Source organism: Ensifer sp. BR816 (assembly GCF_000378985.1).
Lineage (GTDB): Bacteria > Pseudomonadota > Alphaproteobacteria > Rhizobiales > Rhizobiaceae > Sinorhizobium.
Genome location: NZ_KB905370.1, coordinates 1,054,077 through 1,075,889 on the forward strand (window position 1 = coordinate 1,054,077; position 21,813 = coordinate 1,075,889).

The 21,813-nt window shown below is 62.0% G+C and carries 20 protein-coding genes; 13 read left to right on the top strand and 7 right to left on the bottom strand.

The window, feature by feature from the left end; all coding sequences use genetic code 11:
* Nucleotides 1-132 precede the first annotated feature (132 nt).
* Both RHIBR816_RS0105120 and hutC read right to left on the bottom strand, forming a co-directional pair.
* The gene (locus tag RHIBR816_RS0105120; RefSeq protein ID WP_018235461.1) at nucleotides 133-3,063 is read right to left on the bottom strand and encodes an aminotransferase; all 2,931 of its coding nucleotides are present in this window, start codon (nucleotides 3,061-3,063) and stop codon (nucleotides 133-135) included.
* Nucleotides 3,064-3,084: 21 nt separating this feature from the next.
* Nucleotides 3,085-3,828 carry a histidine utilization repressor gene (hutC, locus tag RHIBR816_RS0105125; RefSeq protein WP_018235462.1) on the bottom strand — a complete coding sequence of 248 codons (744 nt, stop codon included), beginning with the start codon at nucleotides 3,826-3,828 and terminating at the stop codon, nucleotides 3,085-3,087.
* A 129-nt stretch (nucleotides 3,829-3,957) separates the two neighbouring features.
* On the opposite strand from hutC, the gene hutF reads away from it, so the two are divergent.
* From hutF to RHIBR816_RS0105155, 6 genes are all read left to right on the top strand, one after another.
* A complete protein-coding gene (gene hutF / locus RHIBR816_RS0105130; protein ID WP_018235463.1) occupies nucleotides 3,958-5,331 on the top strand; it encodes a formimidoylglutamate deiminase in 1,374 nt (457 codons plus the stop codon).
* A gap of 34 nt (nucleotides 5,332-5,365) precedes the next feature.
* Nucleotides 5,366-6,400, top strand: coding sequence for an ABC transporter substrate-binding protein (locus RHIBR816_RS0105135; RefSeq protein ID WP_026186654.1), 1,035 nt, complete (start codon nucleotides 5,366-5,368; stop codon nucleotides 6,398-6,400).
* Nucleotides 6,401-6,535: 135 nt separating this feature from the next.
* On the top strand, nucleotides 6,536-7,393 hold the full coding sequence (locus tag RHIBR816_RS0105140; RefSeq protein WP_018235465.1) for a proline/glycine betaine ABC transporter permease: 858 nt from the start codon (nucleotides 6,536-6,538) through the stop codon (nucleotides 7,391-7,393).
* On the top strand, nucleotides 7,386-8,213 hold the full coding sequence (locus RHIBR816_RS33705; protein WP_018235466.1) for a glycine betaine/L-proline ABC transporter ATP-binding protein: 828 nt from the start codon (nucleotides 7,386-7,388) through the stop codon (nucleotides 8,211-8,213). The genes RHIBR816_RS0105140 and RHIBR816_RS33705 overlap by 8 nt, the downstream gene beginning before the upstream one ends.
* On the top strand, nucleotides 8,206-9,717 hold the full coding sequence (gene hutH, locus RHIBR816_RS33710; protein WP_018235467.1) for a histidine ammonia-lyase: 1,512 nt from the start codon (nucleotides 8,206-8,208) through the stop codon (nucleotides 9,715-9,717). Before RHIBR816_RS33705 ends, hutH begins: the two co-directional genes overlap by 8 nt.
* The gene (locus RHIBR816_RS0105155) at nucleotides 9,689-10,264 is read left to right on the top strand and encodes a HutD family protein (protein ID WP_026186655.1); all 576 of its coding nucleotides are present in this window, start codon (nucleotides 9,689-9,691) and stop codon (nucleotides 10,262-10,264) included. Before hutH ends, RHIBR816_RS0105155 begins: the two co-directional genes overlap by 29 nt.
* A gap of 35 nt (nucleotides 10,265-10,299) precedes the next feature.
* Here the strand turns inward: RHIBR816_RS0105155 and RHIBR816_RS38270 are convergent, their stop codons facing one another.
* From RHIBR816_RS38270 to RHIBR816_RS0105180, 5 genes are all read right to left on the bottom strand, one after another.
* Nucleotides 10,300-10,545: a hypothetical protein gene (locus RHIBR816_RS38270; protein WP_018235469.1), complete on the bottom strand. Its 246-nt coding sequence runs from the start codon at nucleotides 10,543-10,545 to the stop codon at nucleotides 10,300-10,302.
* A 36-nt stretch (nucleotides 10,546-10,581) separates the two neighbouring features.
* Nucleotides 10,582-10,770 (bottom strand): hypothetical protein, encoded by a 189-nt coding sequence (locus RHIBR816_RS0105165; protein ID WP_018235470.1) that lies wholly within the window; start codon nucleotides 10,768-10,770, stop codon nucleotides 10,582-10,584.
* Between the two features lie 116 nt (nucleotides 10,771-10,886).
* Complete coding sequence (locus tag RHIBR816_RS0105170) at nucleotides 10,887-11,465, bottom strand: hypothetical protein (RefSeq protein WP_026186656.1); 579 nt, start codon at nucleotides 11,463-11,465, stop codon at nucleotides 10,887-10,889.
* 214 nt (nucleotides 11,466-11,679) lie between these two features.
* Nucleotides 11,680-11,916 (bottom strand): hypothetical protein, encoded by a 237-nt coding sequence (locus RHIBR816_RS38275; protein WP_018235472.1) that lies wholly within the window; start codon nucleotides 11,914-11,916, stop codon nucleotides 11,680-11,682.
* Nucleotides 11,917-12,367: 451 nt separating this feature from the next.
* Nucleotides 12,368-13,381, bottom strand: coding sequence for an aldo/keto reductase (locus tag RHIBR816_RS0105180; RefSeq protein WP_018235473.1), 1,014 nt, complete (start codon nucleotides 13,379-13,381; stop codon nucleotides 12,368-12,370).
* Between the two features lie 629 nt (nucleotides 13,382-14,010).
* Here RHIBR816_RS0105180 and adhP point away from each other — a divergent pair.
* From adhP to RHIBR816_RS0105225, 7 genes are all read left to right on the top strand, one after another.
* Nucleotides 14,011-15,039 (top strand): alcohol dehydrogenase AdhP, encoded by a 1,029-nt coding sequence (gene adhP, locus RHIBR816_RS0105190; protein WP_026186657.1) that lies wholly within the window; start codon nucleotides 14,011-14,013, stop codon nucleotides 15,037-15,039.
* 134 nt (nucleotides 15,040-15,173) lie between these two features.
* On the top strand, nucleotides 15,174-17,522 hold the full coding sequence (gene eutB / locus RHIBR816_RS0105195) for an ethanolamine ammonia-lyase subunit EutB (RefSeq protein ID WP_026186658.1): 2,349 nt from the start codon (nucleotides 15,174-15,176) through the stop codon (nucleotides 17,520-17,522).
* 624 nt (nucleotides 17,523-18,146) lie between these two features.
* Nucleotides 18,147-18,605, top strand: a complete 459-nt coding sequence (locus RHIBR816_RS0105205) for a transposase (RefSeq protein WP_026186660.1) — start codon at nucleotides 18,147-18,149, stop codon at nucleotides 18,603-18,605.
* On the top strand, nucleotides 18,586-18,939 hold the full coding sequence (gene tnpB, locus RHIBR816_RS0105210; protein ID WP_018235479.1) for an IS66 family insertion sequence element accessory protein TnpB: 354 nt from the start codon (nucleotides 18,586-18,588) through the stop codon (nucleotides 18,937-18,939). Before RHIBR816_RS0105205 ends, tnpB begins: the two co-directional genes overlap by 20 nt.
* A gap of 54 nt (nucleotides 18,940-18,993) precedes the next feature.
* Nucleotides 18,994-20,586, top strand: a complete 1,593-nt coding sequence (locus RHIBR816_RS0105215) for an IS66 family transposase (RefSeq protein ID WP_026186661.1) — start codon at nucleotides 18,994-18,996, stop codon at nucleotides 20,584-20,586.
* A 252-nt stretch (nucleotides 20,587-20,838) separates the two neighbouring features.
* Nucleotides 20,839-21,066 carry a hypothetical protein gene (locus tag RHIBR816_RS0105220; protein WP_018235481.1) on the top strand — a complete coding sequence of 76 codons (228 nt, stop codon included), beginning with the start codon at nucleotides 20,839-20,841 and terminating at the stop codon, nucleotides 21,064-21,066.
* A 66-nt stretch (nucleotides 21,067-21,132) separates the two neighbouring features.
* Complete coding sequence (locus RHIBR816_RS0105225) at nucleotides 21,133-21,354, top strand: hypothetical protein (RefSeq protein ID WP_018235482.1); 222 nt, start codon at nucleotides 21,133-21,135, stop codon at nucleotides 21,352-21,354.
* Nucleotides 21,355-21,813 lie beyond the last annotated feature (459 nt).

Sequence of the window (21,813 nt, forward strand, 5' to 3'; positions counted from 1 at the left end):
CCGACTACCATTCCCAAAGAATCGAACCCTGCTGTAACGATCAAGAGAGGCGCGGAGGGTGCGGTAGGTTAAGCCCCTCCCACCTGAGGGGAGGGGTTGGGGGGGGTCTTGCATCCTTCGCAGCCCTTCCCGCTACCACCCCTCCTCCAGCACCTTTGCCAGCATGTCGGCGAAGAAGTCGGCGCTCTCATGGGCGAGGCAGAGCGGCGGCTTGATCTTCAAGACGTTGAGGTGGTCGCCGGTCGGCTGCATGATGACGCCGAGCTCCAGGAGACGGTCGCAGATTGCCGCCGTTTCTTCGGTTGCGGGCTCGAGCGTCTCGCTGTCGCGGACGAATTCGACGCCGAGATAGAGACCCATGCCGTGCACCGCACCGACGATCGGGAACCGCTCGCCGAGCGCTTGCAGCCGGGTCTTGAGGTGATGACCCACCATGCGGGCGTTCTCCTGCAGCGCCTCGTCGTGCAAGATGTCCAGGACCGTCATTCCGACGACCGAGCTCACCGGGCTGCCGCCGGCGGAAGAGAAGAAGTAGCCCTCCTTCTCGAGCGCCTCGGCGATTTCGCGGCGGGTGATCACTGCACCGAGCGGGTGGCCATTGCCCATGCCCTTGGCGACGGTGATGATATCCGGCACGACCCCCTGTTCCTCGAAGCCCCAGAAATAGTGACCGAGCCGGCCATAACCCACCTGCACCTCGTCGGCGATGCACACACCGCCGCGCGCCCTGACCATCCGATAGGCGGCCTCGAGATAGCCCGGCGGCAGCGGAATGCCGCCGGCATTGCCGTAGACGCTTTCGCAGATGAAGCCCGCCAGACTTTCACTCCTCTCCTCCAGTTCCTGGAGCTTGGCCGCGACGGCCCCGAGATAGTCGCCGGTTGAGCTTTCGCCGCGATAGGGCCCCCGGTAGGTGTTCGGCGAGACAACCGGATGCACCCAGGCCGGCCGGGTCGTCAGCGCCTGCGGATTGTCGGCGATCGAGGTCGAGACCGCGTCGCTCGCGACTGTCCAGCCGTGATAGGCCTCCAGCAGCGAGACCACGTTGCGCGCGCCGGAATAGGCCCAGGCGAGCCGGATGGCGAGATCGTTCGCCTCCGAGCCGCTGTTGACGAGAAAGACCGTATCGAGGCCTTCGGGTGCAAGAGCGGCAAGCCGCTCCGAAAACTCGGCGACCGCCGCGTAATGAAAGCGGGAATTGGTGTTCAGCAGCGACCATTGCCGACCGACAGCGGCGGAGAGGCGCGGGTGGCCGTGCCCGACGATCGCAACGTTGTTGACCATGTCGAGATAGGCTCGACCCTCGATGTCGAAGAGATGTTCCTTCCAGCCGCGCTCGATCTGCGGCGGTTTGCGGTAATAGTTCTTCTGCGGCCGCGCGAAATGTCGCCGGCGCCGCTCCAGCAGCCCGGCCGCATCGGGCACGGGCGCATCGCAATCGAACCCGAGGACCCGCGCCGGCGACGGGCAGAGCCGACGCCAGGCTTCCGCCCGGTGCGCGGCGGCGAAGGGCGGCGGGTCGATCTCCGGGGCGGTTGAGAGTTGAACGCGCATGAAGCCGAGCGCCGTGGGCTCGCCCGGGATCGTGCCGATCCGGTCCCCTGCACTGACGCCCCCACCGTCGCCGCCTGCCGGCTCGATCCCGAGCAGGTGAAGGTGGAGGCCCTGCGCCGAGAGGATCAGCCTGCCGCCGCGCTGGTGGAGCTCACCGGCAAAGGGGGCGTGAACTGCCGTCTGCCCGTGCAGGCATAGGTCGACATGGAGGGCGAGGGTTTGGGGGGCCTTGGCCTGGAGAGGCCGCGTTTCGGTCAGGCGGAATTCGCCATAGCGGGTCGCCGCCGTACCGGCCGCCCGCGCCGCGGACTGCAGGAGCAGCGCCTCGGTATCCTCGTAGTGCCAGCGGTCGGCGGGCAGATGCGGTCCAAGCAGCGACAGGTCGACGATGCCGACCCGGCCCGGGTCGATATCCGGCAGCAGGCGGCCCGCAGTCGGAAGGGCCGCCGGCGCCTCCTCCCTGCCGATCACCTGATGGATGGCACGCTCCATCAGGTCGAAGGGAACCGAGACGGCGACATCGAAGATCTCGCGCTCATTCGCGACGTTCGACTGAACATAGGCATTGTCCGGCTCGACCTCTAACTGCCGCGCGGAACTCGCGACGAGAATGCCGGCGCGAGCGACGATCAGCGGCCAGAGCGCCCTTATTTCGGCCTCCGTCAGCGGGCAGACGGCATGGAAGGCCTTGACCGCCGGCAGGATGCGGAACGGATCGCCGTCGGCGTGGTGAAGCAGCGACGCGCAGGTGACGGCAAGCTCGGCGACGAGCCAGCCTTGGAGCACGTCGCCGAAATCGATGACTCCTTCGGGAACGAGGCGCCCGCCCTTCTCCGCCCTCGCCACCACGTTGTCGTCGGTGACATCCTGATGGATCGCCTGCAGGCGCAGCTCCGGCATTAGCGGCTGGACGCGGCGCATCGCCCCCACCATCGCCTCGGCGATGCGCTTGCGCATGTCGGCGTCGGTCATCGCCGAAAGCAGCTGGAGCGCCACCGGTCCCGCCCGCCGGAGGTCCCATTGCAGTTGCCGCTCGAGCCCCGGATGATCGAAGTCCGCGAGCGCGACAGCGAGCCGGCCGGCGAGGTCGCCGAGGGCCGAGACGGTTTCGGCCGAGAGGTGCGTGCGGCGCGTAAGCGGCGTTCCCTCAAGGTAGGTCAGCAGCCGGAACTGGTAGCTTCCGTCGCGCACGGCTGCGGTGACGATCTCTTCGCCATCGCGCGCCGGGATGACCTTGGGCACCATTGGCGCGTTGGGCTTGGTGCCCAGATGGCGCAACACCGCGTTTTGGGCCTCGAGTTCGACGCGCTCGTAGTCCGCCCGTGCTATCTTCAGCACGAATCGGCCCTCGCCCGTGTCGATGCGATAGTTGCGGTCCTGCTGGCTGCCGAGTTCGGCGACGTCGCCGGAGAGGCCGTAGTGCTCCAACAGGATCGTCTTCGCCTCGTCGGCCGACACATCGGGCCTGGGAAGTTCAGTGCGGCGCTTCAGCGAGTCTTCTTCCATCATTCATCTACTCCGAGGCTGTGCCTACGATGAAACGCCCTCCAGACGATAGCGCGTGCCGGGGTAGAGCAGCCGTGCGACCGTGACATTCCTGTTTTCCGACCAGGTCCGGCGGCGGATCATCAGGCAGGGCTCATTGCGGCCGATTGAAAGTAGCTTGCACTCCCAGGGCTGTGGCAGCACCGCCTCGACGACCTGTTCGGTGCGGGTGATCGGTGCCACCAGCGTCAGATAGGCATTCGGCGTCGTGTTGGAGAAATCCTGTGCCAGGTATTCGGGGCAGATCACCGGATTGACGAAACGGTCCTCGATCTGGATCGGCACGCCATTCTCCGCGTGAACGATGATCGAGTGGTAGACCCGCGCCCCGGTCGCAAGCCCCAGCGCGTCGGCAATCTCCGGGCTCGCCGACTTTTCCTCGAGGAGATCGATGCGGGACGTATGACGGTGGCCACGCTCGCGGATTTCGTCGGCAATGTTGCGGACTTCGAGCAGTGCGGTGCTGCCCTTGTGCGCGGCAACGAAAGACCCGACGCCCTGGACCCGCGTGATCGCCCCCTCGCTCGCAAGCTCTCGAAGCGCGCGGTTCGCGGTCATCCGACTGACGCCGAGGTCGGCGACAATGTCGTTCTCGGAAGGGATGCGGTGGTGCGCCGGCCACTCGCCGCTTTCGATGCGGCTGCGGATGAACTGCTTCACCGCCTCATAGCGCGGGATGGGCCCATCCTCGAAGGCGGATGTGTCGCTTTTGCGCTCGATTGACGTCATAAAGTTCTCCGTTCGTCGGTCAGGACCGACATGCCACCGGCAAATCGGAACTGTTTTCGACGATTTTAAGGTTGCGCGCCACCAGAAAATATCTATAGTTCCATATACAACCACGTACAGGAGGAAGCGATGCCTGCCTTTTCCGCTCACCGGCTCTTCGCCGAACAGGCGCTTCTGTCGACGGGTTGGGCGGAGAACGTCGTCATTTCCCTCGACGGTGACGGATACATTGCCGCGGTCGAAACAGACCAGGCACCTGCAGCGGGCGACGAGCGTGTCTCCGGTCCACTTGTTCCGGCCATGCCGAACCTGCATTCCCACGCCTTTCAGCGCGCCATGGCTGGCCTTGCCGAAGTGGCGGGCAGCGGCGACGACAGCTTCTGGACATGGCGCGAGGCCATGTACCGCACCGTTGGGCTTGTCGATCCGGACGATGTCGAGGCGATTGCCGCAAAGCTCTATGTGGAAATGCTGAAGGGCGGCTTCGGCCGCGTCGTCGAGTTTCACTATCTTCATCACACCGCGGACGGCACGCCCTATGCCGATCCGGCGGAGATGTCGCTCAGGATCCTGAATGCCGCGCAAGCGGCGGGCATCGGTCTTACGCATCTGCCGGTCTTCTACGCCCATGCCAATTTCGGCGGCGCCGCACCCAATCCGGGCCAGCGCCCCTTCCTGCACGATCCGGAGCGCTTTCTGGCCCTCCTCGAGCGGCTGGTTCCGGCGAGCGCCGGAGCGGGCGCCGAACTCGGCTACGCCATCCATTCGCTGCGCGCCGCGACACCGGACGAGATGCGAAGGATCCTCGGCGCGGCACCGGTTTCCGGTCCGATCCACATCCACGTCGCCGAGCAGACCCGCGAAGTCGAGGACTGCATCGCCTGGAGCGGTCGCCGCCCGGTCGAATGGCTGCTCGACGAAATGCCGGTCGACCAGCGCTGGTGCGCCATTCATGCGACGCACATGACGGCCGGGGAAACGACGCGACTGGCAAAGTCGGGCGCGATCGCCGGGCTCTGCCCGGCCACAGAGGCCAATCTCGGCGACGGCATCTTTCCGGCCACCGACTTTCTCGCCGCCGGCGGCCGCTTCGGCATCGGCACGGACAGCCATGTGGCAACCAGCGTCGCGGAAGAGTTGCGGCTACTCGAATACGGCCAGCGGCTGCGCGACCGCAGGCGCAACCGCCTTGCCGCGCCCGGCGCTTCCGTCGGCGGAACTATCTTCGACGCGACGCTCGCAGGCGGCGCTCAGGCGGCCGGACTCGGCACGGCCGGCATCGAGGCAGGCGCACGGGCGGACCTCGTCGTGCTCGACGGCACCAATCCCTACATCGCCGCCGCAAGCGGCAACCAGATCCTCGACCGCTGGCTCTTCGCGCTCGGCGGCGAGACGGTCCGCGACGTCATGGTCGCCGGCCAATGGAAGATCCGCAACGGACGCCATGACCGGGAGGAAGACATCGACCGCGCCTTCGCGCGGGTTCTGACAAAGCTGAAATAGCGAACTAGTCGACGATCAAAAAAGGGGAATGCGCATGTCGATCAGCACACTGAAACTCACCTTCGCCGCCGCCGGCCTGATGCTTGCGGCTTCCGCCAGCTCGGCCAACGCCTCCTATTGCGGCGACGGAAAGACCGTGACCTTCGCCGGCATCGACTGGGAAAGCGGCGCCTTTATCACCGAGGTCATGAAGACGATCCTCGCCAAGGGCTACGATTGCCAGGTGGATTCCATCCCCGGCAACTCCGTGACGCTGGAGCAGGCGACCGCCAACAATGACGTTCAGATTTTTGCCGAAGAATGGATCGGCCGCTCCGACGTCTGGAACAAGGCGGTCGAGGAAAAGAAGGTGGTTGCCGTCGGCAAGACCTTCGTCGGTGCCAGCGAGGGTTGGTTCGTGCCGGACTATGTCGTCCACGGCGATCCGGCTCGCAACATCGAAGCCAAGGCGCCGGATCTCAAGAGCGTCTCTCAGCTTTCCGACCCGAAGGTCGTCGAAGTCTTTGCCGACCCGGAGGAGCCGTCCAAGGGACGCTTTCTGAATTGCCCGTCCGGCTGGACTTGCGAGGGCGTCAGCACGGCCAAGCTCGAAGCCTACAAGCTCGGCGAAGCCTATGTGAACTTCCGCCCCGGTACCGGCACGGCGCTCGATTCGGCAATCACGTCCGCCTATCTCCAGGGCGAGCCGATCCTCTTCTACTATTGGTCGCCAACCGCCATCATGGGCAAATTCAAGCTCGTCCAGCTTGAAGAGCCGGCCTACAACGAGGCCTGCTGGAAGGAACTGAGCAGCGCCAACGGCAAGCGTGACCAGGGCTGCGCCTTCCCTTCGGTCGACGTCGCCTACGGCGTCAACAGCACCTTCGCGTCGGAAGCGCCTGAAATCGTCGCGATCCTCGAGAAGGCAACCTTCCCGCTCGAGGAAGTCAACGGCAGCCTCGCCTTTATGGTCGACAATAAGGTCGACGCCACGGCCGCCGCCGCAGAATTCCTGAAGACCAAGGGCGACATCTGGGGCAAGTGGGTCTCCGAGGAAGCCCGCGGTAAAATCGAGGCAAGCCTGAAGTAAGGCCGAGCCTAACCCGCCTGCGTTCGCCACGCCTTACCGTTTAATGACGGAAGGACGTGGCGGTTCGCAGGCTGCCAAGCTGCTCGCGCGCCGGCCGCAATGGCCCCCCGCGGCTCTGAGCAAGGAACGATTCCGATGTTTCCGGACTCTCTCAATCTTTCGATCCGCGCGCCGGTGAACGACTTCATCCAGGCGCTTGTCACCAACTACGGCTGGGTGTTCAAGGCGATCAGCGGCATCATCCTGAAGGCTGTGCTGTTCATCGAATGGATCCTGCGCGGCCTGCCCTGGTGGCTCGTCATTCTCGCCTTCATGGCGCTCGCCTGGCAGAGTTCGAAGCGTTGGACGCTGACCGTGGCCGTCGGCGTTCTGCTTCTCGCCGTCGGCGTGCTCGGTCTCTGGGACCTGACGATGCAGACGCTCGCCCTGATGCTGATGGCGACCATTGTCTCGGTGGTGATCGGCGTGCCGATCGGCATTCTCGTCGCCAAGAGCCGGACCGTCCGCAACGTCACCCTGCCGGTGCTCGATGTCATGCAGACCATGCCGAGCTTCGTCTACCTGATCCCGGCGCTGATGCTTTTCGGTCTCGGCAAGGTGCCGGCGATCCTTGCGACCATCATCTATGCGGTTCCGCCGCTGATCCGCCTGACCGATCTCGGCATCCGCCAGGTCGACGGCGAGGTTGTCGAGGCGGCGACCGCCTTCGGCGGCAGTCCGACGCAGATCCTGTTCGGCGTCGAACTGCCGCTTGCCACCCCGACCATCATGGCCGGCCTCAATCAGACGATCATGATGGCGCTGTCGATGGTCGTCGTCGCCTCGATGATCGGCGCGCGCGGTCTCGGCGAGCAGGTGCTGAACGGCATCCAGACGCTCGACGTCGGCAAGGGCCTGGAGGCCGGCATCGGCATCGTCATTCTCGCAATCGTGCTCGACCGCATCACGCAAGGCTTCGGCAAGCCCCGGACGGAGGACGCCCGCAATGGCTGATATCGAAATCCGCAACGTCTACAAGATCTTCGGTCAGGACGCGAAGAAGGCGCTCGCCATGGCCAGGGACGGCCTGGACAAGGCCGACATCCTTGCCCGGTCGGGCTGCAGCGTCGGCCTCAACGATGTCAGCCTGAAGATCGGCGCCGGCAAGATCTTCGTGATCATGGGGCTTTCCGGCTCGGGCAAGTCGACGCTGGTGCGCCACATCAACCGGCTGATCGAACCGACGAGCGGCGAGGTCGTCTTCGACGGCAGCAACATCCTGAACCTCGACGCGAAGGCACTCCGCGCCTTCCGCATGCGGCGCGTCAGCATGGTTTTCCAGAGTTTTGCCCTGATGCCGCACCGGACCGTGCTGCAGAACGTCGTCTATGGCCAGCGCGTGCGCGGCGTGTCGAAAGCCGACGCCCGCGAGATCGGCATGAAGTGGATCGAGACGGTCGGTCTCACGGGCTATGACGCGAAATTCCCGCATCAACTTTCGGGCGGCATGAAGCAACGCGTCGGCCTGGCGCGGGCGCTCGCTGCGGATACCGACGTCATCCTGATGGACGAGGCGTTCAGCGCCCTCGATCCGCTGATCCGCGGCGATATGCAGGATCAACTGCTGCAACTCCAACAGAACCTTTCCAAGACCATTGTCTTCATCACCCATGATCTCGACGAGGCGCTGCGCATCGGATCGGAGATCGCGATCCTGAAGGACGGTCAGGTCGTGCAGGTCGGCACGCCCGGTGATATTCTTAGTAATCCGGCAAACGACTATGTCGCGCGCTTCGTCCAGCGCCGGCAGGAGAGGCCCGAGAAGCATGGCTGAAACGATCACCATCGATGGACCGCTGACCTGGAGAGAGATCGCCGCCGTTGCCGACGGCGCTCGCCTCGTCTTGTCCGACCGGACACGTCAGCGGATCATCGATGCCCGCCGGATCGTCGACGCGCTGGTCGAGCGCGGCATCCGCGGCTACGGCATCAATACCGGCGTCGGGGCGCTTTGCGATGTCGTCATCAGCCGCGAGAACCAGCAGGCCCTGTCGCGCAACATCATCCTGAGCCACGCCTGCGGCGTTGGCGAGCCGCTGGGCCGCGCCGAAGCTCGCGCCGTGATGGCGGCGCAGATCGCCAATTTTGCGCACGGCTGCTCCGGTGTCCGAGTCGAGACGGTCGAGGCACTGCTGGCATTGCTCAACGCCGACATCGTTCCGCTCATTCCATCGCGCGGTTCGGTCGGCTATCTCACCCATGGAGCAGCAATCGGGCTCGTTCTGATCGGTCATGGCACGGCTGTGCGCGGGGCCGAGAAACTGAGCGGCAGGGAGGCGCTTGCCCGCATCGGACTGGAGCCGCTGCGGTTCGAGGCGAAAGAGGGGCTGAGCCTCGTCAACGGCACGCCCTGCGCCACCGGCCAGGCGGTGCTGGCGCTCTCCCGTGCGGAACGGCTGTTCCGCTGGGCCGATGCGGCCGCGGCAATGACCTATGAAAACCTCGGCAGCCAGGCCAGGGCCTTTGCCGAGGGACCATTGGCCCTGCGGCAGTCGCCGGGCCTTCAGGCGGTCGGCAAGAGCTTGCGCGACTGGCTGGCCGAGAGCCCTATGCTTGCGGAGATGGCCGGCAGCCGCACGCAGGATCCGTTGAGCCTCAGAGCCGTACCGCAGGTGCACGGCGCGGCACGCGACACCTTCGACCACGTCGGCGAGATCGTCGACCGCGAGTTGTCGAGCGTCACCGACAATCCGGCCGTCTCCGGCTCGCCGGAGGATCCGAGGGTGCATTCGCAGGCCCATGCCGTCGGGGCGGCGCTCGGGCTCGCGCTGGACAGCCTCGCCGTCGCCGCGGCCGAAGTCGCCGCGATTTCGGAGCGCCGCATTGACCGTCTGGTGAACCCTCTCGTCAGCGGACTTCCGGCTTTCCTCGCCGACGACAGCGGCGTCGCCTCCGGTTTCATGATTGCCCAATATACCGCAGCGGCCCTCGTTGCCGAGAACCGCCGCCTGGCAGCGCCGGCAAGTCTTGACGGCGGCATCACATCCGCGCTGCAGGAGGATATACTGACCCATGCCACGCCTGCCGCATGGAAGGTCTTGTCGATCCTGGATAATCTTGAGCAAGTCCTGGCGATCGAATTGCTTTCTGCCGCTCAGGCCTACGATCTGCAGCCCAAGTCCCGCGGCAGGGCGCCGCGCACCGATGCTCTTTACGGCCGCATTCGCGGCACGATCTCGGCCTATGCCGACGACCGGCCAATGAACGACGATTTCGCCCGGATGCGCGACCTCATGGAGGAACGAGACCATGAAGATACTGCGCTCAAACGACTATAGGCACATGCCCTGGAAGAACGGCGGTGGCGAGACCGTTGAGATCGCAGTGTCGCCGGACCGCGCGCCGCTTTCCGATTTCGACTGGCGCGTCAGCATGGCAACCGTTGCGAATGACGGCATGTTTTCCAGCTTTCCCGGGATTGACCGGACGCTCTCCATTCTAGAGGGCGCCGGCATGACGCTGTCGATCGAGGGCCGCCCGCCAAAGCTTTTGACCGTGGCCGATCCGCCCCTCTCCTTCCCGGCCGATGTCACGACCTCGGCGAAGCTCGCAAACGGCCCGATCACCGACCTGAATGTCATGACCCGCCGGCAGACGCTCAGGCACCGAGTGCGAAAGCTCCATGTCGAGCACTCGCAGCCGATCACCTCCCACGCCCGGGAACTCATCCTTTTCTGCCACCGCGGCAGCGTGACGCTTTCGACCGAAGGCATTTCGGCGAGCCTGCATGCCCGGGACACGGCGGTGCTTCAGCAATCGGGCGCCCTTACCCTCTCCGCAGATATCGCCTCCGAGGTCTTCCTGGTCGAGATCAGTACCCCCTAGTCTAAAGCTAGTAGTCTAAAGCTAGTAGTCTAAAGCTAGAGGACCAAGGCGTACCGGATTGCACCGAAGAGCAGGAGGACTGCGCCCACCGCCATCAGCGCCGCTGCGTGCCAGTTCCGCGTCAAACCGAGAAACCCCAAGCCTTGATGGCGCGGTTCCAGAGTTTGGGAGTTTTCGAGGGAATGCGGCGGCTCGCTTAGCCGCCGTCGGCCAAGCGCTTCCCAGGTCATCACGAGAACGCCGCAGATAAACAGGAATGCGCCGGCGAGGATTGCCCACACGCGCTTGCTCCTTAGGAAAACACGCGCGATGCCGCGTCAGCGCATGCGCGTTTGCGGACGCACGACATTCATCTGAAGCTCGTGACTTGAGGCATACCTCCCCAGAACCTTGATCAGACGCTGTTCCTCGGTCTTGTGAAGGCCGCTTCGCCTGCAATACTCCGACACGTCCCAAACGTGCCTGGCATGGGATTTTTCGAGCTTGTGGATGTCCGTGTGTCTCATTCTGCACCTCCCACCTCTGTCGAAGAACGGCCGACGTCAAGTTTGGTTCCACGCGAGGTTCTTGCAGCAAATCCCGCCCTCCGTGGGCGCGTCGCCGGCGCGCGCGCCGTCACTTCTCACTGAACCCCGTGATGCGGCACGGATTTCGGCGCCTCTTCCAGGAGCGTGTAGGGCCCCTCCGGACATTTGACGTCCGGGTTGACCGGATGGAACAGTCCGAGTGGGTTCGGTTTGAAGATCCAGGCGTGCAGATCGTAATGATGCAGTTGCGCCGGTAGAAGCGGTTCGTGGCCTTCCATCGGCCCGTCGAAGGGCTGCCCGAACAGCTCGGGCTTCGACTTGATGCCCGTGGCGAGCGGTATCAGCCACTCCACGGCAACCAGTTGCAGCTTGTCGCCGACCGGCTCGTAGACCAGCAGGGTCGGCTTCATCGGATCGGGCTCCGGACCGATCAAAGCGGGGTTCAGAAAATGGACACCCATCGTACCGCTCGCGAACGTGACGCAGCCGAGCGTTGAGAAATAGCCGTCACGCACGGCAACCACCGGATCCTGATATTTTTCAAGCGACGCCTTGAGCTTCTCGAGCTCCGGCGGAAGCTTGTCGGCAGCACTCACCAGATGCGCCGAGATGAAAGCAATGGCCGCCGCCAGACAGCTTGTCCACAGGCGGCGCGGCACCGAAGGCATAGGCATGGCTCGGTCCTCCTTGGCTCACTCGCCTCCCGCGAGGAGCGGGCGCCATGATACTGCGGGCGACATCCATGCGCCATTCATGCGATTGGGTTAGTGCATTGCGGCGGCAGCCGATATCCGGGCGCTCACCTACTCACCCCGCAGGTAAGAAATGCGAGAGGGGCGCCCATGACGCCCCTCTCCAGACACCGCGGTCGCCCGTCGGGGTGGCACCTCAAAGCCGGACATCCCAAAGGGAAAATCTGGCCTCGAAAAGCCGGTCCTCATTCTCCGCAAGACCGATGTCGCGTCGCATGCGATGGGACAGATGGGAGACCTGGTTCGTCATCCGACGATGCCTCCAGACTGCCAGAAGCAACGCACGAGCGGTCTTCCAGACGCCGAATTTGCGGAACAGGTCCTCGACCGTTGCCGCAAGAGTGTCAACAACTAATAATTGTGCTTCACGCATGATTTTCCGTCCCGGCGCAACGACGTGGCCAGGTCCTCTCGAAGGTTGGAAAGACGCAAGGATGCGGACGCGACAATACGAGAAAATCGCTCCGTCAGCCGGTCACGTCAGGTCAAATGGGGATATGCCAATCCGCAGAAATCCGGGGTTTAATAACCCTGGAAGCCAAATCGGCTAGGGCCGCATGCGCGATGCATCGAAGCCACGACAGCCGTTCCACGAGAGAGGCGTACGGTCACGAGAATAGAATCCATTTCACGCCTCCTCTGGCTTGAATTGCGAATGCGGCCACCATACACGAGAACGGCGGTTTGGCAAACACACAATTTCGGATTGCAGCAATCGTCGCCGGATTCGTTGCAGAACAGCAACAGCTTGCCGCGGCGCTGTCTTGTCCACGCCCGATCTCGGCAGGGCCGATCTGCGATCTATGGAGCCCGAAAGGCGCGCCTTACCAATCGCTCCTGCTGCCGAGCACTGCGCCGATTTCCGCCATCGTGGCAGCCGACAACGGCCCCATCTCCAGCGCGCCCAGATTCTCGCGCACCTGCGCCTCCGTCTTGAAGCCCGGTATGGGAAAGGTGCTGGGTGAGCGGGCAAGAATCCAGCCAAGCGCCCCTTGTGCCAGGGTCCTGCCGCCGGTCCTGAGAAGTTCCCGCACCTCGGCAAGGCGCCGCAGATGGTCGGGACGCGGCCGTCCGTCCTCGAAGAACCGCACCCAGCTATGCCCCGCCGCCCGCACGTCGTTGGCAGGCAGGCGCGTCTCTGTCCCGAACTTGCCGGTCAGGAATCCCATGGCCAAAGGCGATCGATTGAGGCTGGCCAGATTGTTGGCCTCGCACATCGCCAGCAACTCCGGCCCATCGGTGAAGACGTTCAGTTCCTGCTGGACCGCGACGAAATGCGGGAATTTCACCATGCGCGTCGCGGCAGCGGCGTTGTCGGTGCTCCAGCCCCAGAAACGGATGGCGCCTCGTTCCACCAGCCTTTCGAGCGTCTCGCCGGCCGCATCTGCCTGATCGGCCGAAAGCTCCCCCACATGGATTTGATAAAGGTCGATATAGTCGGTACCGAGACGCTGCAGCGATGCCGCGCACGCCCTCTCGATGTAGGCGGGGCTGACATCGGTGCCGATAAGGGCGCGGGCAGCGCGATCATAAGTATAGCCGAACTTGGTTGCGACGATTGCGTCGCCCCTTCGCCCTTTCAGCGCTCGGCCAATCACTTCCTCGCTGTGCCCGGTCCCATAGGCATCGGCCGTGTCGATCAGCGACGCGCCCATGTCGAGCCCGAGACGCAGAGCCCGGATCGACTCTTCGTCATCGACCTCGCCCCAGCCGTCCGGCTTGCCGTTAAGAGTGAAAAAGCCTCCAATCGCCCACCCGCCTAATCCGACGGCACCGGCGGTCAGGCCGGAGCGTCCCAATGGTCTGCGCCCGAAAACGGAGATGTCGCTGGCAAGCATGGCGTTCCCTTCCATACGTGGTGCGGAGTCGACGAACCATCTCATCAAGCATGCGAGGATCGAAGCTTCGATTCCGCAGGATGTTTTTCAACAATGAAAAACCGCATGCGCGATCGGCTGCAGGTGGCAAAGGCAGAATGGTTGTCGAACCGTTCCGGCAGGTTTACTCTACTGCATGTTTCCTTAAGTCGTAGTCGACTTAAGGACAAAAACATGCAGCAATCTAAGGTGCTACAGCGTCCTTTGTGCGTCTGATAAGACGCACGGCGCTGTAGTTCATTGCTAATGACGGTACCGAGGGCATTGCCGGAGTTAGATCCCATGCGCGTCAAAGATGCGATGACGACGAGGGTCGTCGAATGTTCACCTGACAACCACGTCCGGCGCGCCGAGTTGCGTAGCGGACGGCCGAGCCGACAGCCACTTTGGAGCTTGCGGCAAATGACCGTGCAAGCGCCTATGCAAGGCGGTGCGCGTCGGTCGCACACATCGCAAGCGCACGCAGGAACGCGGCATTAAGCGAATTCCGAGGATACCGAACGGAGAACCGAAGACCCAAACAACGCTTGCCGACCTTTTGCTGCCCTCGAAACGCATTTCCGATTCATGCCAGAGGGAGGAGGATGGAAATGGCACAGACAATGAAGGCCGCTGTCGTTCGACAGTTCCGTACGCCGCTCGCCATCGAGGAGGTGGAGGTTCCAACCCCGCGACCGGGGCAGATACGCGTCAAATATGAAGCGACGGGCGTTTGCCATACCGATCTCCATGCCGCAAACGGTGACTGGCCCGTGAAGCCAAGTCCACCTTTCATTCCCGGACATGAAGGTGTCGGATATGTCTCGGCCGTCGGCGCGGGCGTGAAGAGAGTAAAGGAAGGCGACAGGGTTGGCGTGCCCTGGCTCCACAGCGCTTGCGGTTACTGCCCATATTGCCGAACCGGCTGGGAAACCCTGTGCGCATCGCAATCCAACACCGGATATTCGGTCAACGGCACGTTCGCCGAATACGGATTGGCGGATCCGGACTTCGTCGGCTATCTCCCTGACGGACTGGATTTCGGACCCGCTGCTCCCGTCCTTTGCGCAGGCGTCACCGTGTACAAGGGGCTGAAGGAGACAGAGGTCCGCCCCGGTGAATGGGTCGCCATCTCGGGCGTCGGGGGCCTGGGTCACATGGCCGTCCAGTACGCGAAGGCAATGGGCATGAACGTTGTCGCCGCCGACATATTCGACGAAAAACTCTCCCTGGCAAAAGAGCTCGGGGCCGACGTTACAATCAACGGCAAAGCGGCAGATGCCATTGCACAGGTACAAAAGGCGACGAACGGCGGCGTTCATGGCGCACTCGTGACCGCTGTTTCTCCTGTTGCGATGGAACAGGCCTTTGGCTTCCTGCGCTCACGAGGAACGATGGCGCTTGTCGGCCTCCCTCCCGGAATGGTTTCCCTACCGGTGTTCGAAACGGTACTGAAGCGCATAACGGTGCGTGGCTCGATCGTCGGCACCCGTCAGGACCTGGAGGAATCGCTGCAATTCGCGGCGGAAGGCAAGGTGGCACCGCATTTCTCCTGGGAGAGCCTGGAGAGCATCAACGACATTTTCCATCGCATGGAAGCAGGCAAGATCGACGGTCGTATCGTGATGAGACTGCAGTAGCTTCGCGCGACGGCAAGCTTGGGTGACGTCAACGATACCATCTGCTTGGGAGGCTCAGGCGGCATCGACCCGCAACGGCAAGCCGCTCAGCGGAGTGCCGATCGCACTGGACTTTCTGGAGAAAGGAAATGGCCATGACCAAGGGCTGGTTCTCCCATGAGCATGACGGGATTTCCAGAAGAGATCTCCTGGTAATGGCGGGAGCCGCCGCCGCGCTCGCAAGCTATAGCCATAGTGCAAGAGCGGCGCTTGGTGGAGGCAGCTTCACGATCGACGAGGTCAAGCAGGGCGAGGACGTCTTTGCCTATATCAGCAGGATCAAGGGCGGGTTTGACCAGACTGCCTACCAGCAGGTGATAGGCGCCGCGAATGAGTTCAAGGAGGGAGATCAAGCGATCGGCGTGAGCGCCGAAAACGAGACGACACGACGGAATGCTCGCGCCCTTCTGACAAATACCAAAATCAATGACCTCTACCAGCGCCCGCTGTTCGAGGATGATCTGCAAAAATTGATCTGGCAGACCACGGACCGGGCCCAGTACGAAAAGGTCAAGGACTGGACCATGGGACAGTTGAAGGTGTTTCTTCTGAGGGAACCGGAGGAAAACATCAAAGGTGTCATGAATGGCCTGACCAGCGACACGATCGGCCTTGTCCCGAAACTGATGAGCAACGAGGAGCTGGTCGCCCTCAGCCAGAAAATCTTCAATGTCATGCCCGGCACCAGGATGGGGGCGAAGGGATACATGGGCGCGCGGATCCAGCCCAATTCTCCCACTGACCACCCGGACGACATCGCCTGGCAGGTTTTCGATGCGTTCTCCTATGCAACCGGAGACATCGTCATCGGCACCAACCCGGTGGACAGCACGGTCGCGAGCGTCGTCGCGGTCGAACGTGCCCTGAAGGACATCGTCGATGCGTTCAAGCTTGCCGACGTGATCCCCTGGTGTGTGCTCGCGCACATCGATGTCCAGGGTGAGGTCAACGAAACTTTCCCGGGAACGGTTTCCACGATGTTCCAGAGCCTTGCCGGAACAGACGACTGCAACAAGATCTTTGATATCACCAACGAGAAGATCCTGAAGTATGCGCGCGCGAAGAATGGGGAAAGATATGGCCTCTACTTCGAAACCGGACAGGGCTCGGAATTCACCAACGGCGTAGCAAACGGCGTCGACATGATGGTGCTCGAGTCCCGGAAATACGGCTTCAGCAGAGCGGTGGGACTTGAACTCGCCAAGGTGCAGCCGAGCGGCGCCTGGCTTCATGTCAACGATGTTGCCGGCTTCATCGGGCCGGAAGTCTTCAAGAGTCGCGAACAACTGGTGCGATGCTGCCTCGAAGACATGGTCATGGGCAAGCTCCATGGTCTCACCATCGGCCTCGACATTTGCACGACCCTGCACATGACGGTCAGCCTTGAAGACCTGGATTGGTGCCAGGATCAGATCATGCCGGCCAATCCCGCCTATCTGATAGCTCTGCCGACCAAGAACGACCCGATGCTGAGCTATCTTACCACGTCGTTCCAGGACCACGTGCGATTGCGGGGAAAGTTTGGCTTCAAGGTCAACGATGCGATGTGGGACTTCTACAAGCGGATCGGAATCGTTGGTGAGAACGACGCCTACACCGAGAACTATGGAGATCCTCTCTGGGTTTACTACCAGTACCGTCTCGCCAAGGGTGATAAGAGGCCCAAGGACGCGATCTACGCGGAAGGCCGTGAGAAGATGCGGGAAGTCGAAGGGAGAGGTGTCGACCTCGCGACAGGGCACGGAGAGAATATCTGGGATCTCAATCCATCGCTCGCAGCCAAGGTGAAGGGCCTCTACGACGACGCCAAGCTGTCCCTGTGGGCCGAACTCACGCCCGCCTTCATCTCCGGCGTTCCTGATGTCGTGCCCGTCCGCACCCTGTCCAAGGACCGCAACGACTACATAGCCCACCCGAACACGGGCGAAACGCTGAGCCCGGAAGCCCTGGTAGAGATTGAGAAAATCAGGGATTCCTGGGGTGACGACATGCCCAAGGGCCAGATCGTCATCTCGGACGGCCTGAACGCCAAGGCCATCATGGACGACGGACATCTCGCACCCTACCTCGAGGAGATGCGCCGGCTGCTTGCCGAGGCCGGTGTCACCATGAGCGACAAGAACATCATGGTCACCAGCGGCAGGGTGCGAGCCGGCTATCGGATCGGCGAAGTGCTTTTCGAGAAAGCGGATCCCGAGACGATCAGAGGCATTCTCCACATCATCGGTGAACGGCCCGGAACCATGCACCACGCCTATTCGGTCTACATCACCGTCGCCAAAGGCAAGCGATGGTCGCAGAAGAATATCGATCACGATATTACGAAACTTGTCAGCAATGTCGCAGACACGGCCTTGCCGCCAGAAGAGGCCGCCCGGGAAACCTTGACCATTATCCGGGAGATCGTCGGCAAGGAGGTGAACGGCAGCCGTCGCTATGGGTAGCAATACCGGACCTGCCGAAGCCTTGCCGAGAATTCTTCGAAATTCCGGGCATACACCTGCTGTATAAAGGGAACGAAAACGGCACTGCCCCACCATTCCCTATCGATGCACCGGAGATTCGCGAGACTTTTTCGGGGTTTACGCTTCACGGAGAGGAGCGGACTTATTCGGTCGCCGGAGGGAGACGGATGTCGGCGCGCGAGTCGATCATTGCGCGCTGACCGAGTGTACGCCATCCTCAAGCAACCGCAGGACGGCAGCCTGAATGCCTTCGCATATGGTCTGATATTCTGCCGATAGCTCGGGCTGCGCCGGTACCTGCATCAACTTTTCGAGTGCTCCCGCCGCAAGTGCATATGCCTCGAAAAGGTCATCCAATTCCCGGCTCTTCACTGAGAGCAGTTGCCTTCGATACTGCGGTAGGGCCATCGCCAGGCGTGCTCTACCGACTCGAACTAGTGACATGTTCTCACCTGCTTGAGATTATCCTGAGTCGACCATCTCGGACGTGATGTCCCAGAGCAATGACGAAGGGACGGCCGTAAGCGCGATTTTCTCCGCACCTTTTGCCATTGAGTGCTGTCATGCATGAGGTGTCCACTTAACGGAGGTGGACACCAAGTGATTGAGGACGATGAACAGAAACTGGCGGTGAGGCGCGTTTTGCGCAACAGACGCCGACGTTACGATGCGGCATGGAAGGAGCGCCTCGTTGCGGCCTGCCTTGAGCCCGGCGTGTCGGTATCGAGACTTGCGCTCGAGCATGGGATCAACGCTAACCTCCTTCGGAAATGGATAAAGAACGCCAAGGAGGCCGGCACTCTGCCGCCATCTTCAACATCTGCATTTATTCCGGTTGTCGCCGCGGATCGCAGCCTGCCGATGCAGAGCAGGTCGTTGGATATGCCTGCCACGCGTGGTGAAGAGCGCCTGGCGAAATCGGAGAGGATGGGCCCTTCGTTCTCTCCAGCGAAGGTGAGCGCATCACTACCGAACGGTGTGAGGCTGACGCTGGAATGCGGTGATGCGAATGCGTTAGCGGTGATAATCGGAGCGTTGGGTGATGTTCAAGCTGGGCGCTGACCTTCAGGTCTACCTGCATCGCGAGCCGATCGACTTTCGGGCCGGCATCAACAGTCTTGCGGTCCTGGTTCAGGAGACGATGGCACTCGATCCATTTGCTCCGGCGGTTTTTGCGTTCTGCAATCGCCGTCGCGACCGGATGAAACTGTTGTTCTTCGATCGGTCGGGTTTTGTGCTGGTGCTGAAGCGGCTGACGGAGGACAAGTTCCGCTGGCCCCGGCGTCAGGAAACAGTGATGCGGCTGACGACGGAGCAATTGCACTGGATTCTCGACGGCATCGATATCGATGCGATGGTGCGCCATCCGGTGCGGCAATACCAGGTCGCTGGCTGAGGGCTCTTGAATTGCGCGGTTGACGCGGCGGTACGGTTCAGATTCAAGAATCCGATGAATCGAACCGGCGAACCGAGCGTTGCAGAGTTGAAGGCGCAGTTGGCGGCACATGCTGCCGAAATCGCCGCGCTGAAAGCCGAGAAGGAAGCGCTCTCGCAGCGAGTCGTCAAACTCGAGGAAGAGCTGGCGCTTGCGCGGCTGCATCGGTTTGCGCCGCGTAGCGAAAAACACGTTGATCGCATCTTCAATGAAGCCGAACAGGTTGCCGATGAGGATGTCGCCGGCGGCGAAGATGACGATGTCGTCGACCTGCCGAACACAGGATTACCGGCGATCGAAGGCACGACGGGAAAGAAGCGCGGCCGCAGAGCGCTGCCGGAAAACCTGCCGCGCGAGCGCGTCGAGTACGACCTTCCCGACGATCACAAGGCTTGTCCCTGCTGTCATGGTCAGATGCATCGCATGGGAGAGACCGTTACCGAGCAGCTTCATATCGAGGTGAAGGCGAAGGTTCTGCAGAATGTGCGGTTCAAATATGCTTGCCGCCATTGCGACCGCACCGGACTCAACACGCCAATCGTTATCGCGCCGATGCCCGCGCAACCCTTGCCGGGCAGCATCGCCACGGCCTCGACGCTGGCCTTCGCGCTCGTTCACAAATATGTCGATGGCACACCGCTCTACCGTCTGGCGCAGACATTCGAGCGCGCCGGGGTTCCTGTCAGCCGTGGCGCTCTGGGTCACTGGGTGATCGGCTCGAGCGAAAAACATCTCTCCCGCATCTATGACGCCTTGAAACTGCGGCTCAGATCGCAACCTCTCATCCATGGCGACGAGACGACGGTTCAGGTCCTGAAGGAAAAGAATCGAGAGGCCACCGATACATCGTATATGTGGGCCTATCGGAGTGGCGAGGACAGTGACGAGCCGATCGTGCTGCTCGATTATCAGCCGGGCCGCGGCCAGATACACCCGCAGACCTTCCTCGGCGATTACCGCGGCATCTTGATGAGCGACGGCTATTCCGCCTGGCGCACGCTGGAGGGCGCGATCCACCTTGGATGTATGGCCCATTCAAGACGACGTTTTGTCAATGCTCTCAAGACGAGAAACAAACCCGGCGGGCCGCCGGAGCAGGCGCTCCGGTTCTTCGAACAGCTCTACCGGGTTGAAAGGCAGGCACGGAACAAAAAGCCGGAGCACGGTGAGACGCAGGCCGACAGCATTCGCCGCTTTCGCCAGCAACACAGCGTACCCATCCTGACCGCCCTCAAGACATGGCTCGACGAAATCGCCCCGAAGGTCTTGCCGGACAGCAAGCTCGGCGATGCCGTCTCCTATACCCTGAACCAATGGGAATATCTGACGCGCTACACCGAAGACGGCAGGATGCCGATCGACAACAACCTTCTCGAACGCGATATCAGAGTTTTTGCCACCGGCAGGAAGAGTTGGCTCTTCAGCGATACCGCCGATGGAGCCAAGGCCAGCGCCGTCATTTACAGCCTCATGCTGACCTGCCGCGCCTCACGCGTCGAGCCATTAGCGTGGTTGCGCCACGTCCTCACCGAATTGCCTCAACGCACCGAAGATGCAGATATCACCGACCTGCTGCCCTTCAACTTCCCCAAAGCCTCACCGGCCTGATCAAGCCGGATGCCTTCCCATTCGCACACATTCCGTCGAAATCGCGGGCGTCAACGTGCAGGGAAATGAGCGTTTACGGACGGCCGATGCATCGCTCTGGGATTTCGCACCGTAACGCGGCAAGGGTTTAATCCCCGGTCCGCAGGTACAATTACCCAATATGTGGCCGGAGAAACGCTCGGCAATGGCGGTAGGACCTTTAGCCGTACTGCGTTGGGACTAAGGTCCCTTAACTCGCGGGAGCGGGAACCCATGAACCGCTTCTTCGTTGTGATGAACACGAAGGAGGCTCAAATGTATCGCTTGCATCATCAAGATATGCCCGAACAGAGAGCCTCAACCGCTCTCCCGATCAGCCTGTTGCTGCTCTCGGTTGGCGTTATTCTCGCTTACCTGGCAATCGGCGGAGCGTGGTCGGAGAATAATACAGAAATAGTCGTCTACACACCGCAGACCTCTGAGGTCTCGAACACCCGCTAGGAGACGTCCCACACGCGCCTACTTCCGTGGTTGACGTAAGGTTGCGTGTATCTGGGAGGAGCCGCGATGGCGCATTCAACAAAAAAGATGCAGATTTCGCCGACGAAAGAGACCGAGGCGGAGCTTGTGGAGCAAGTTGTCTCCGACTGGTGCGAAGTTCACCAGATCGACACGAAGAGCCACACCGCGATGATGGAAGGCTTGAGGGCTCTCTACATGATCCGCGAGTTTGATATCACGGATCGGCAGGAACTTCTGAAGGCGCTGCTAGACAGCGACGAGGGGTGAGCAGCGTCCATTTTTCGAAACTCTTTGGGGGTCTGTGCGTTATTAGAAATCGCTCCACGCACGTAGCTCCATGCGGCGTCCCCAATGGGAGCGAAGAGTCAGGAGGCGACTCGGCGCCCGCCTAATCAGACGGGCGCAATTGGTTGCGCCAACACACTATTGATTGGTCTTCAATGCGCAAACTCAGATTCTTCGCAGCGCTCGCTGGGCCGGCTATCCTTCTTGCCCTGGCCATTGCTGCGGTCGAGTGGCTGGCTGCCGCCGAGGTGTTATCGACGCACATCGCCCCCGAGCCACATTCAACGGCTCAGATCATCTATCGATGAACGCACACTGTTCCAACGGAGGGAGCTTGCGTCATCATGGAACTTCAATCTCTTCCGCTCGCATCATCCGATCTCCGCAGAATCCAATTTTCCTATTTCGGCTGTTCAATTCGCGGCGCGGCAAGGGCCGCGC

Coding starts and splice junctions, on each gene's coding strand:
- RHIBR816_RS0105155 (WP_026186655.1), top strand. CDS start 9,689: ATGAAGATACTGCGCTCAAACGACTATAGGCACATGCCCTGGAAGAAC.
- eutB (WP_026186658.1), top strand. CDS start 15,174: ATGACCAAGGGCTGGTTCTCCCATGAGCATGACGGGATTTCCAGAAGA.
- RHIBR816_RS38275 (WP_018235472.1), bottom strand. CDS start 11,916: ATGCGTGAAGCACAATTATTAGTTGTTGACACTCTTGCGGCAACGGTC.
- RHIBR816_RS0105180 (WP_018235473.1), bottom strand. CDS start 13,381: ATGCTTGCCAGCGACATCTCCGTTTTCGGGCGCAGACCATTGGGACGC.
- hutH (WP_018235467.1), top strand. CDS start 8,206: ATGGCTGAAACGATCACCATCGATGGACCGCTGACCTGGAGAGAGATC.
- RHIBR816_RS33705 (WP_018235466.1), top strand. CDS start 7,386: ATGGCTGATATCGAAATCCGCAACGTCTACAAGATCTTCGGTCAGGAC.
- RHIBR816_RS0105215 (WP_026186661.1), top strand. CDS start 18,994: ATGAATCGAACCGGCGAACCGAGCGTTGCAGAGTTGAAGGCGCAGTTG.
- RHIBR816_RS0105170 (WP_026186656.1), bottom strand. CDS start 11,465: ATGCCTATGCCTTCGGTGCCGCGCCGCCTGTGGACAAGCTGTCTGGCG.
- RHIBR816_RS0105165 (WP_018235470.1), bottom strand. CDS start 10,770: ATGAGACACACGGACATCCACAAGCTCGAAAAATCCCATGCCAGGCAC.
- hutF (WP_018235463.1), top strand. CDS start 3,958: ATGCCTGCCTTTTCCGCTCACCGGCTCTTCGCCGAACAGGCGCTTCTG.
- RHIBR816_RS0105225 (WP_018235482.1), top strand. CDS start 21,133: ATGGCGCATTCAACAAAAAAGATGCAGATTTCGCCGACGAAAGAGACC.
- RHIBR816_RS0105135 (WP_026186654.1), top strand. CDS start 5,366: ATGTCGATCAGCACACTGAAACTCACCTTCGCCGCCGCCGGCCTGATG.
- tnpB (WP_018235479.1), top strand. CDS start 18,586: ATGTTCAAGCTGGGCGCTGACCTTCAGGTCTACCTGCATCGCGAGCCG.
- RHIBR816_RS0105220 (WP_018235481.1), top strand. CDS start 20,839: ATGAACCGCTTCTTCGTTGTGATGAACACGAAGGAGGCTCAAATGTAT.
- RHIBR816_RS0105140 (WP_018235465.1), top strand. CDS start 6,536: ATGTTTCCGGACTCTCTCAATCTTTCGATCCGCGCGCCGGTGAACGAC.
- hutC (WP_018235462.1), bottom strand. CDS start 3,828: ATGACGTCAATCGAGCGCAAAAGCGACACATCCGCCTTCGAGGATGGG.
- adhP (WP_026186657.1), top strand. CDS start 14,011: ATGGCACAGACAATGAAGGCCGCTGTCGTTCGACAGTTCCGTACGCCG.
- RHIBR816_RS0105120 (WP_018235461.1), bottom strand. CDS start 3,063: ATGATGGAAGAAGACTCGCTGAAGCGCCGCACTGAACTTCCCAGGCCC.